This is a genomic window from bacterium, assembly GCA_035505375.1.
Classification (GTDB): Bacteria; Hydrothermota; Tepidihabitantia; order Tepidihabitantales; family Tepidihabitantaceae; genus UBA2258.
Genome location: DATJQV010000074.1, coordinates 1 through 10,830 on the forward strand (window position 1 = coordinate 1; position 10,830 = coordinate 10,830).

The window sequence follows — 10,830 nt, forward strand, 5'->3', positions numbered from 1 at the left end:
GGGCCTTGGGTACTTCCTCATTGACTGGTCATTGAGACTTGGGAATTGGGACTTTCCTCATCGTATGACGGATAGTTTCCCGACCTTGCTCGACTTGCCGTCCGCCGAAACGACAAGGTACACGTAGATGCCGCTGGCCACTTTGGCGTCCCACTTGAGCTGGCCATCGCCCTGCTCGGTAGCGCTCCAGACCGACTGCCCTGAGTTGTCGTAGATAGTCACCCGCGCCCCTGCGCTCAACCCCTGGAAGTGGATGGCATCCTGCTCCGGATGCGTATGCGGCTTGAACGGTATGGGCGCGACTCGAAGCGAGTCGAGGTTCTGACGCGGCTGCGGACCGCGCGCCACAAGGACGAAGCTGTCCCGCACTGGGTAACCTGCCGTGTCCAAGGCGCTGACCACAACCCAGCCCGAGCGGCTGCCGAGCGACTCGCTCGTCGGTATGACTAGCGCGAGGGTACATTTCACCGCCTGCCCTATTGCCAGAGACTCAGGCAGGTTGAGAACGTAAATGCTGTCGGCGCTAGAAGAGGAGTGAATAGTGAATTGTGAAGAGTGAAAGTCGGAACCGGATTTCACCATTCTGTGTTCACTCCTCATCGTTCGCGCAGCCCTGCCCTGTGCCTCGACCTTGGCCTCAACCTTGAACTCTCTCAGCAGCGAATGGCTTGGTCCGTCTGCGGTATCCGGGTTGTAGGCGCTACTGGTGTTGACCAGCATGAATTCAGCCTTGGCGTAGGGATGATAGACCGGCCCTGCCGGCTGGGTGCGTAGGTTTATCGTGTCATGAACCACGTTCAGCGAGTCGTCGTCAACGTCCAGGTCTCCGAGCTTCGTGAGGCGCGCATAGAACGTGTCCGCAGTCAGGTAGCCCAGCGAATCCTTGCCACTGACAGTAATCAGCCCTTTGTAGGGGCCATTCCCGATCTCCGGCGGCACGTACGCGGCTAACGTGCAGACTATCGCCTGCCCTTGCGCAAGCGAACCGGGCAGATTCAGAACAAGAACGCTGTCGATGGTCCCACCGGGGCCCACGAGCGTGCCGGTGCATCGCAGCGAATCCACCCAGGACTTGCTCGGGCCGTCTGCCGTATCGGGATTGTAGGACGTGCTCGTGTTGACAAGGACAAACTCGCCGAGAGCGCACTCCGTGTAGTGTGGAGGCGGTCCGACTGAGACCAATCGCGGCCGCAAACTGATGGTGTCAGCGACGACGTCCAGCGAATCGTTGTCCACGTCGATGTCGCCGAGCTTTCTCACAATCGCGTAGAACGTGTCGGATATGAGAAAGCCCGCGGTGTCCCTCCCGGCGATGACAATAGCGCCGGTGTAGTCTCCATTCTTCAGCCCCGGCGGAGTGAACACTGCGAGGCTACAGATGACTACCTGGCCCTGCGCCAGCGACCTTGACAGGGGCAGATTCGGGATAAGAACGCTGTCCAGCGTCCCACCGGGGCCGGAGAGCGAACCGGTGAAGCGCAAGGAACCCAGTATGGACAAGCTCGGCCCGTCATAAGTGTCCGGGTTGTACGCCGCGCTGGTATTGGCCAGCACGAACTCGCCGCGAGCGTACGAACCCGAGCCCCTCAATCGAATAGTGTCGGCCACGACGTCGAGCGAGTCATTGTCTACGTCGAGGTCGCCGGGTTTGTAGAACTGAAGCACCCATTGCCCCTTGGTAGAACCTACGTGGACATATCCTCGGCCAGTGTCCGCGGAATAGCACCGGCCGGTTGAATAGTAGCCGATTTCGACCGGATTGGCCGGGTCGGCAACCGAGATGACGCGCATCTTCCCGGTATCCAGGACCAAGTCTGCGACAAAGGCTTTGTCGCCGACTATCGTTACAGCATGGATGAAGTACATGCTATCGAGACGCCCGACTTCGAACGGGTGCGCCGGGTCCGCGATCGACAGAACTCGAAAGCTACGGTCCCCGCCGGCGACATAGGCATAGTCCCCGCTCACTGTGACAGTGCTGGCGCCGCTAGACACGAGGACGCATCGTCCGACCTCAATCGGATGCGTCGGGTCTTTGACCGAGAGGACGTACAAACCGCTGTCCGCATCACTGACATACGCATAGTCCCCGACGACTTTCACATCCACGGCTTGGCCCGGTGTGTCCCAGTACCCGACTTCAATCGGATTCGCCGGGTCGGCGACTGAGATGACCCGTAACCCGTAGCTATCGCACGCGACATAGGCGTAGCTCCCGCTCACCGCGATGCCGTCTCCGTACTCATGTGGCGTGTCGCAATGCCCGACTTTCACCGGATGCGCGCGGTCGGCAACCGAGAAAATCTGCAGCCCAACGCCAGCGAGATACGCGAAGTCGCCGACGACTACAATATAGCTACCCTCAGTTGAGAGCAGGTCGAAGACGGTACGGCTAACCAGAACCGGGTGCGCCGGGTCAGCAACCGATAGGATGATGAAAACTGAGTCCGGCTGCCGCGCCGTGATGTAGGCATAGTCGCCGCTCACAGCCACGGCCTCGGATTGGTACCAACTGAGCGTGTCGGGATAGTGACCAATGCACCGGACATGGAGTGAATCAGCAGCCGCAACACCGGCCAGCAGCAAGCTCACCAGGGCGCAAGTCGATGCTGCGCAAGCAACCGTCTTCCCGGACATGGCTCCTCCTCTTATGGACAAAGGTGACGACCCTCAACTCATTGAAACGCGTGACCCGGCCGGCAGCTACGACAGCGCAAATCGACCTTCGGAACTGATGTCGCGCGCCTCGCATCAATCGTATCGGACGTGAGAAGTAATGTCAACTCCCCGTGCCGTCTCCAAACTGTCTCTGCGGCAGCGGCGACCTGCACTGGACCGACTCAGCCAAACCCGCCGGCTGTCAGGACCAGCGGCCTATTTGCCGGAGATCAACTGCCAACACTCGGGCTCAGCCGGCATCGGGCAGGGCGGGCCTGCGCCCGCCCTGCCAGCGTACCACTAGTATCCGTACCCGCTCCAGTTCGGTGCATAGAACCGATGGTGGGCGAGACCGCTGCATACCGCCGAGTCGGCGCTATACAGCACAGAATCCTGCGGGCAGGGCCTTTCAGGCGGCCCAACGTGTCTGTCCGTGTAGTAGGCCGGCGCCGTAAAGACGCCGTGGGTGGGACAGGTGTAGTACGCGGTCCCCGGACTCCCGCACAGCATGCAGTGCCAGACATAGTCGCCGGCCACCATGACTCCGGCCATGAGCACTACGCCGAGCGCGACTGCTGCTAGTACTCTGCTCCTCACTGTTGCTCCTTGTTCTATGGGGCGTGTTACTGAGCCAGCCATCCCGCGCCCCGTTCGGGGTGGCGGCCAGGTGTCTCGTCAAACCACTGCGTCCGAGGGACGCTTACGGTCCCGGCGCCAAAGGCGCTAGCGCACAAGACACCATGGTATCGCCAAATGGGTTTCTGTGTTCCTCGAGCCCATCGGCCTTGATTTCCTGGGGTGCGGCGTTGCCACCGCACCCCTTTGTTCTCTCGCTTGCACATTGTTCGTACTTTGGTCTGCCCACCTCTGCCTGCGCCGGCAAGGCCGGCACAGACCAACGACTTCTTGTTTGGCTTCGAGTTGGGCCATCCAACTAGCGGCATAGGCACTTCATGTGCCAGAAAAGTCCGATTGCTGTAAGCGTTTGCGCATCAGCAGGATAGCGGAATAGGGCTTTCCGCACGCCTGATTTCAGTACCACATTACGACACAGTTCAAGCAGGCCGTTTGAGCTAACGTGTTGTGCTACGATGTCTTGCCGAGTCCCACATAATGACACTGTTTGTATCATGTTGTGGCACTGAGTGATTAACTCTATGACCTATTGAGCCTTGCATAGTTCAAGTGATGCAAGATGCAGCTCTGATGTTCTCGAGTTCCGGCAGGGTCAGTAGATTGTGAGCGGGCGTGCCTAACCGGCGATGTGGTGCTTGCGGAGGAGGCGGTAGAAGTAAGTTCGGCTGTACCCGGCGAGCTTGGCGGCAGCCGGCGCGTAACCGTTGGCGCGGCCCATTGCATCGAGTAGGGCCGCTCGTTCTGCTTCGTCGGCGGCTCTACGCCGTTCGCCGCGTACGCTTGCAGTCGAACGCACGGGAAAGGCCGGATGGCCTTGCCGAAACTCGGGAGGAAGGTCGGCAATCTCAAGCGTCTCCCCGCGGGCGAGAATCACCGCCCGCTCGATCACGTGCTTGAGCTGACGGATGTTGCCGGGCCAAGGCGCCTCGGCGAACACTGCAAGGACCTCGTTGCCTGCCCGGCGCGCTGGGCGGCCGTAGTGCTGCGCGGTACGAACGATGAAGTATTCGGTGAGCGCGGGCAGGTCCTCGCGGCGCCGGCGCAGCGGTGGAATGGTGTGCATGACCGTGTTGAGGCGGTAGAGAAGGTCGGAGCGGAACTGCCTCTCGCGCACGCGGGCCTCAAGGTCCATGTTCGTGGCAGCGACAACGCGGGCGTCGACCAGAATCGCCTTGGCCCCGCCCACGCGGGTGACGGTCTTGTCTTCGATTACTCGCAGGAGCTTCGACTGCAGGGTTGAACTCATGTCCCCGATTTCGTCGAGGAAGATGGTCCCGGTATGCGCCAGCTCGAACTTGCCCGGCCGGGCCGCGACTCCGGTCGCCGCGCCTTCTTCGACCCCGAAGAACTCCGCTTCCAGCAGGCTCTCCGGCACTGCGGCGCAGTTGACCGTGATGAATGGGCGGTCGGCGCGCGGGCCGGACTCGTGTAGGGCGCGGGCGACAAGCTCCTTACCGGTGCCGCTCTCACCGCGTATCAACACCGGCACGTCGGTCGCGGCGAAACGCGCAACGTCGGCGAGCATGTCCAGGACGTCGCGGTTGCGGCCGATGACGCCACGGAAGCGCAGGCCGGGGATCTCGGAGGCAGGGTTGGACTCGCTCCCCAGTTCACGTAGCCTGATGAACTGCGGCGCGAGCGCACGCGACACTGCATCGATCAGGTCGGGTTCCATTCGGGCCGGAAGCGGGACGCTGCGCCCAAGCCACAGGATTCCGAGCAGGCGCCGGTCCTGTCTGACCGGCAGCAGCAACTCCACGTCGGTCTGCGACAGAGCCGCGCGGCGTCCGGACAGCCCGGACAGGTCCGGCTGCCCTCTGAGCGCGACCGGCCTGCCGCGAACCAGCACCGCGCCCTGTTCGAACCGCAGGTTGTCACAGAGGATCAGGAGCGCACGCTCGATGAACTGCTCGGGTGTGAGGTCCAGCGCGGCAAGTCCGGCCAGCCCCTGCGCAAGGGCAGCGTTACTGTCAGCGCGCATCTCCAGCCGGTACAACAGTCGGCCGGCCTCTTCGGCTTCGGCCACGACTCCGAGCCGACGGAAGGTCCGGGCTGCAGTCTGCAACATGGTCTGGGCCTCACCCTCGCGACCGAGGTCAACAAGCAGGCTTCCTCGCAGCAGCCGAGTGAGAGCCAGGTCGAAGGTGTCGCCCAAGGGTTCGAGGACGGCTTCGGATCGGGCAAATAGATCAAGCGCGGGGGCCGTGTCGTGCCGGGCCGCAGCCAGCCCCGCCTCGACGCGCAACACCTGGCCCTGCTCCTTCCGCAAGTTCAGGTCTGTCGCGTGGTGAGCAGCCTGCGCCAGGAGCTCGCCCGCTGCGGCGAGCCGGCCCTGGGCCAGCGCCACTTCGGCCCGACGGCGGCAGATAGTCGCGAGCACGCAACGGTCTCCCGCGGACTCGCTCAATCGTGCGACCTCTGCGAGCTTCTCTTCGGCTCGCGCCAGGTCGCCGCTGCGGAAATAGACCCAGCCTAGATTCGACAGAGCCTCCCTGAGCTGCTGTCCGGAGTGTCGCCTTTCCCGCTCGGCATCAATGACCGCGCTGAACATGAGTGTCGCATTTTCGCAATCTGACCGCTTCGCCGACAACTCCCCGAGCTGCATTCGGGCGGACAGAAGCAGGTCGTGAAACCCGTGTTCCTCGCTGAGCGCGATGCTGCGGTGGAAGTACTCGGTCGCCTCAGCCCAGCGCCCCATGTCCTCAAGTGTCCATCCGACATTGTGGGCGTAGATTGCTCGGCCGAGCGGATCCCCCGCCTTGCTGCTCAACTCCAGGCACTGGCGATAGCAGGCTAGCGCCTCATCCAACTCGCCCCGCAGACCATGCACGCCGGCGAGCTGATTCAGCGCGGACCTCTCTCCCTGGTCGAAGCCGGTTTCCCGGCTGACCTGCAGGAACTCATCGAAGCACTCCAGCGCGCGCTGAAGCTCACCGCGTTCCTGGTGTATCATGCCAACAAGGTTGAGCCCGCTGGCGCGGATTCGCCGGTCGCCGATGGCGTCGGCCGCTGAAAGTACCAGATCCGCTTGGCGCATGCTGCCATCGAGGTCGCCGGCGCGGCGGAACAGCTCGCTAAGCATCGACGCCGCCCTGACCCCGCACTTCACCTCCCCGGCTTCCTCGGCTTCGGCGGCCACCTGTTCCAACAGTGGTATTGCGGCAGCGGCGTCTCTGAGCCAGAGATCCTCGGCGAGCGACAACGTAGCCTTGACGCGCTCGGCCGGTGTCGTGGCCGTCTCAACCTGCGCGCGCAGGGCCTGCAGTCTGTCAGGTGAATCGGTTGCGCCACTCATGATGGGGCCTTGGTCAGCATAATGCAGACACACGACAAGTCAAGCTGAGGACGCGAATCCATTTGACACCGGGAGACGAAAGGGTAACCTGTGCCGTTCTTCTCGCTTGCAGCCCGCGTCGCCTGACTAGCGTGACGTTGTCCGTACCAACAAGAGGGACCGCAGAATAGCTATAGCGGGGCGCTCTGCGCCGACTGGCGACGAGCAGCAGCCGCTCTAAGGCAGTAGTGAAAGGAACATCGATGGCGAGACTCCAATGCCCGGCCTGCAGCAGCGAGAACACATGGGCTCATTACGTCCACGAGCCGTGTCCGAACACACCAACGGGGAAGACCGAGTGGGAAGCGGAGGCCGTCGGCGCAACACCGAGTGGGGTGCCCTACCCGTCGCCGTGCCCGGCCCCGCTCGACGGTACGATGACGCAGGCTTCGAACGTCACGTGCCGCGACTGCAACAACCAGTGGTAGAAGTGGACTCCTGAGCAGGGCCCGTTCCCGCTGACTTCTGCGAGGGCTGCCTCCGGCAGCCCTCGATTCTCATCCGCCGCGATCCGGTTCCGGACAAGGCGACAGCTCGCGCTACCGCAATCCACAAATGAGCTACTTGCGGCGGAGTTGGCGGTCGAGGCGAAGATGGCCTACGGCTGACAGCTTACGGCTGACGGCCCTCGGGCATTACAGATTGTGAATTGCAGATTGACGCGGCCACAGGCAGCAAGGGACCGGCAGTCCATTCGAGATAGTGACAAGCGATGAGCGCTGAGTGGTTGCTCGCCGCCGACTTGAACTTACCGCGATCACGCGTAGAATGGTCCGGTGGAACTGCAGTTGATGATACCTGCCTTGTGCCGTGCGTTCCGCGCGTCTAACGGTGGCTCCGAGGTTCTGCGGGCAGATCATAACGGACCGGACAAGCATCCCGGGCTCTGCCCGGTACGTGCTCAGATTCGCATCGTGGAATGATGCGAGCATGATACTGGCATGGGATCAGCAGAAGGCCCGGTCGAATCTGCGGAAGCACCACGTCTCGTTTGAAGAAGCAGCCACGGCCCTGAGCGACCCCTTGGCCGCCACCGGCTCTGACCCCGACCACTCGGTCGCCGAGTCTCGATACATCACCTTCGGCATGTCGGAACGGGGCAGGCTTTTGGTTGTAGCTCACACGGAGCAGGGCGATACGATTCGTATCATTAGCGCTCGCCTGGCGAGCAAGAGAGAACACAGAATATATGAAGAAGACTAGACCGACCGAGAACAACGACTTGCGCGCCGAGTACCGGCGTTCCGATTTCTCCCAACCTCTGGAAAGAGGGAAGTACGCGAAGCGCCTGCGGGAGGCCTCGAATGTCGTGGTCCTCAGCCCGGAAGTCGCCGAGGTCTTCCCGAACGAGTCTGCTGTCAACTCTGCGCTGCTGTCGCTGATCAAGCTCGCACGAAGAACGACCAGCCGACCGAACAGACGGAAGACGGGTGCGAGCCTCGGCGTTCGCTGAGTATTAGAGACCGGCGAGGACTCGTTCCGCACGGTCTTGAACGCGCTGCTCCGCGCGCAAGATCATTTCCCGCCTGCAGGTTGCAGTTCGTGGGCCGGAATGTGTCTGGAGAGTGCCGTGGCTGCTATGGTCAGCGGACGAAGGGATTGAGCGAGTGGACCTCCGGCACCTTGTCCAGCATGTTCTGATCGCGAGTGACGAGGGCTGCGTTCTCGACCAGAGCAGTTGCCGCGATGGTGGCGTCCGGGGTCAGGCTGTTGGTGTCGAGCAGGTAGGTCAGGCCGGGTCCGCGGTCAGTCCCGCTCGCCACGGACTTGATGCTGGTACGCGAGGGGATCCAGCTTGCGCCGCTTCCACATGCCGCGTACGGACTTGAGTGCCCGGCCGCCGGCGCAGGCGCGGCTGCGCGAGGACGGCCGTGCGCGCAGTAGTCTCGCGGGAAACCGGATAGTGACGGTCCCGTTGCGCACTGAAACCTTGACTGCGGGATTGCTCACGTCAAGATACAAGGGCGCACTGGGAACAAGTCAACACGGAGAGGCCCCCCTGGGTGCGTAGCACCCGGAAGACTCCAGGTACCATCTTGCAGTTAGCAGTAGTCGGAAACGGACAGGAGCTTAGTTCCTGAAGCCGGCAGGGCCCGGTACGGAGTTTGACAGGGGCGAGGCCACGTCTTACAATTTGGCAAGATGAAGAAGCAGTCGCGCAAGGCCGCCAGCCATGTCGGGAGGTAGTGAAGTGCACGGAGCAAAGGACATTATCGAGGAAGCGAAACAACTTCCTGTAGATGACCGTGTGACCGTGGTTGATTCTCTTCTCCGAACCCTGAACGTTCCTGACCCCGAAATCGACAAGGCCTGGGCCGAGGCCGCCGCAGCGAGGCTCGCCGAGCTTCGTTCCGGCCGCGTCAAGGCAGTCCCGGGGGACGAGGTCCTCGCCCGGATCCGAAACGCTTCCACCCGATGACCTTCGACTTCCACCCGGAAGCCGAAGAAGAGTTCATCGAGGCGGTCGCCTTCTACGACAAGGTTGAGCCTTCTCTTGGGGAGGAATTCTCGCTGGAGGTCATTGCGGCTCTGCGGAACATCTTGTCCTATCCAAACCCTTGGCCGATTCTTGAAAGCGGTGTGAGGCGTTGCCTTGCCAACCGATTTCCATACGGCGTTCTCTACAGCGTCGAGCCCGACCGGGTCTATGTTCTCGCACTGATGCACCTGCACCGGCGACCGGGCTACTGGAAGGACAGACGCTAGAGCGGCTCCGCGGCCGTGGGCCGCGAGTTCTCCTGGTTTCAGTTAGCAGTTTGTAGTAGTAGGAAACGGACGGTTCCCGGCGAGAACGGAGAGTGACGGACCATGGATAATCCAGAAGTCAGAATCCAGAAACCAGAATGCAGAGTTTCCGACTTCGACCGGCTACTTGCGGTGGAGGAATCGGTAGAGACCGTCAAGGGCGGGTGACGGATTTCGGAGAGCTCAGAAGTCAGAGACCAGAAGTCAGAGTGCAGAATGACGAACGCGGACCTAGGCGCGATGCAGCTGCCGATCCAGTCCCGAGAGGGCCAGCTCCGCAAACTTGCGGGCGAGTTCCTGGTCCGGCCGGTCCTTGAGCGCCTCCTCGAGAACCTTCTCCCGCTCCGGCGTCCCGGGCAGCGTGTCGTAGGCCGCGCTGGCCAGCAGGGTGAGCCAGTTGTACCAGGAAACCCGCTCACCGGCCGGAAGGTTTGTCATCTCGGTCACAGCCATCACCGAACTCAGTCCCTCACCGATGTACGCCTGCCGCTTGAGCATTTCCGGGGTCATCATTCTCTTCTGGCGCTCAAGCCAGGTCGGTTTGCGGCGCGGGCTCTGCGGTTGCGGCTCGGCCCAAAACGCGCCGGTCGTTTCCATCCGGCTGAACAGCTCGACTACGCGGTCACGCACCAGCCGCACGTCTTTCTCGGACAACACGTGCGCGGCCACACCTTCGCCGACAACCCGCGCCATGCGAGTGAGCCGCACGTGCTTGAGCCCGCCCCGCGTCGAGCTGAGCGCGCCCCAGAACTTCCTTGCGAGTAGGTGCAGGTATTGCCGCTCGGTGGCGGCAAGACTGTGACCGACCTCTGCCTCAAGGTACTTCACGAGGATGTCGAGTCGCTTGCGCCGGCTGGCTGCCGCTGCCAGGTTCACTACCCGCTTCACCCGCTCCTCTGACGAAAGCGACGGCTTGCGCTCAGCCTGGCGGGCCACGGTTGTCTTGATGTCGTAGGCGAGCGCCTGATTCCCGATCTGCACGGGCAGCGCCTCGGTCACTTTTGCGACGGCCTCGCGTCCTTCCTGCTCCAAAGGCAACGGCCTCGCCGTGTACGTATCCAGCAGGTCGGCAATCTCGCTGAAGCTCGCCCGGCACGCCCGCAGGTAATCGGCCACCAGCGACAGAGTGGGGTTCGAGTGAAGGCCTGATTCCAGCCGCGACACCAAGGCCTGGTCCAGACCTTCACTGGCAAGTCCGGCCAGCTCAGCCTGGGTCAGCGAGGCTCTTCTACGGAGTGACCGTAGCCTTAGGCCCAGCTCCCTGGCCATTGGCAATTCGTCAGTTTTCCGGCTCAATCATCACCTCTGAATATGTAGTATACTGCAAGCGTGGCGGAAATGCCGTTGAAAGTGAGCGCGGCTAGTGGTTGCGGATGAGTGAGTTAAGTCTGTTTTCTCTGCTGTATTCTCGTGCATGGCTACCTTGCATGAGAAGTCGACCTGCTGTCGAGCGAAGG

The 10,830-nt window shown here is 62.2% G+C and carries 11 protein-coding genes; 5 read left to right on the forward strand and 6 right to left on the reverse strand.

The genetic code is table 11. The features are described from left to right. Positions 1 to 57: 57 nt before the first annotated feature. From VMH22_11620 to VMH22_11630, 3 genes are all read right to left on the reverse strand, one after another. Positions 58 to 2,637, reverse strand: a complete 2,580-nt coding sequence (locus tag VMH22_11620) for a T9SS type A sorting domain-containing protein (protein ID HTW92345.1) — start codon at positions 2,635 to 2,637, stop codon at positions 58 to 60. Positions 2,638 to 2,958: 321 nt separating this feature from the next. Then, positions 2,959 to 3,255: a hypothetical protein gene (locus tag VMH22_11625; protein HTW92346.1), complete on the reverse strand. Its 297-nt coding sequence runs from the start codon at positions 3,253 to 3,255 to the stop codon at positions 2,959 to 2,961. 655 nt (positions 3,256 to 3,910) lie between these two features. Then, positions 3,911 to 6,589 carry a sigma 54-interacting transcriptional regulator gene (locus tag VMH22_11630; GenBank protein HTW92347.1) on the reverse strand — a complete coding sequence of 893 codons (2,679 nt, stop codon included), beginning with the start codon at positions 6,587 to 6,589 and terminating at the stop codon, positions 3,911 to 3,913. Positions 6,590 to 6,831: 242 nt separating this feature from the next. On the opposite strand from VMH22_11630, the gene VMH22_11635 reads away from it, so the two are divergent. The 3 genes from VMH22_11635 to VMH22_11645 all read left to right on the forward strand — a co-directional run bounded on the left by VMH22_11635 (position 6,832) and on the right by VMH22_11645 (position 8,081). Then, the gene (locus VMH22_11635) at positions 6,832 to 7,056 is read left to right on the forward strand and encodes a hypothetical protein (protein ID HTW92348.1); all 225 of its coding nucleotides are present in this window, start codon (positions 6,832 to 6,834) and stop codon (positions 7,054 to 7,056) included. A 403-nt stretch (positions 7,057 to 7,459) separates the two neighbouring features. Then, complete coding sequence (locus VMH22_11640; protein ID HTW92349.1) at positions 7,460 to 7,831, forward strand: BrnT family toxin; 372 nt, start codon at positions 7,460 to 7,462, stop codon at positions 7,829 to 7,831. Continuing rightward, complete coding sequence (locus VMH22_11645; protein ID HTW92350.1) at positions 7,818 to 8,081, forward strand: hypothetical protein; 264 nt, start codon at positions 7,818 to 7,820, stop codon at positions 8,079 to 8,081. The genes VMH22_11640 and VMH22_11645 overlap by 14 nt, the downstream gene beginning before the upstream one ends. A 130-nt stretch (positions 8,082 to 8,211) precedes the next feature. On the opposite strand, the gene VMH22_11650 is transcribed toward VMH22_11645, so the two are convergent. Next, positions 8,212 to 8,391 (reverse strand): hypothetical protein, encoded by a 180-nt coding sequence (locus VMH22_11650; GenBank protein ID HTW92351.1) that lies wholly within the window; start codon positions 8,389 to 8,391, stop codon positions 8,212 to 8,214. Further along, positions 8,375 to 8,578, reverse strand: coding sequence for a hypothetical protein (locus VMH22_11655; protein ID HTW92352.1), 204 nt, complete (start codon positions 8,576 to 8,578; stop codon positions 8,375 to 8,377). The genes VMH22_11650 and VMH22_11655 overlap by 17 nt, the downstream gene beginning before the upstream one ends. A 241-nt stretch (positions 8,579 to 8,819) precedes the next feature. Here VMH22_11655 and VMH22_11660 point away from each other — a divergent pair, with 241 nt between their 5' ends. Together VMH22_11660 and VMH22_11665 are read left to right on the forward strand one after the other, a co-directional pair. Then, positions 8,820 to 9,047 (forward strand): addiction module protein, encoded by a 228-nt coding sequence (locus VMH22_11660; protein HTW92353.1) that lies wholly within the window; start codon positions 8,820 to 8,822, stop codon positions 9,045 to 9,047. Next, positions 9,044 to 9,334, forward strand: a complete 291-nt coding sequence (locus VMH22_11665; protein ID HTW92354.1) for a type II toxin-antitoxin system RelE/ParE family toxin — start codon at positions 9,044 to 9,046, stop codon at positions 9,332 to 9,334. The genes VMH22_11660 and VMH22_11665 overlap by 4 nt, the downstream gene beginning before the upstream one ends. 270 nt (positions 9,335 to 9,604) lie before the next feature. Here the strand turns inward: VMH22_11665 and VMH22_11670 are convergent, their stop codons facing one another. Next, entirely contained in the window at positions 9,605 to 10,642 is a 1,038-nt protein-coding gene (locus VMH22_11670) for a helix-turn-helix domain-containing protein (protein ID HTW92355.1), read from the reverse strand. Between the last annotated feature and the right edge of the window lie 188 nt (positions 10,643 to 10,830).

Bases quoted from the DNA above. Each gene is read 5' to 3' on its own strand.
- VMH22_11620 (HTW92345.1), bottom strand. From the start codon at position 2,637: ATGTCCGGGAAGACGGTTGCTTGCGCAGCATCGACTTGCGCCCTGGTG.
- VMH22_11630 (HTW92347.1), bottom strand. From the start codon at position 6,589: ATGAGTGGCGCAACCGATTCACCTGACAGACTGCAGGCCCTGCGCGCG.
- VMH22_11635 (HTW92348.1), top strand. From the start codon at position 6,832: ATGGCGAGACTCCAATGCCCGGCCTGCAGCAGCGAGAACACATGGGCT.
- VMH22_11645 (HTW92350.1), top strand. From the start codon at position 7,818: ATGAAGAAGACTAGACCGACCGAGAACAACGACTTGCGCGCCGAGTAC.
- VMH22_11665 (HTW92354.1), top strand. From the start codon at position 9,044: ATGACCTTCGACTTCCACCCGGAAGCCGAAGAAGAGTTCATCGAGGCG.
- VMH22_11670 (HTW92355.1), bottom strand. From the start codon at position 10,642: ATGGCCAGGGAGCTGGGCCTAAGGCTACGGTCACTCCGTAGAAGAGCC.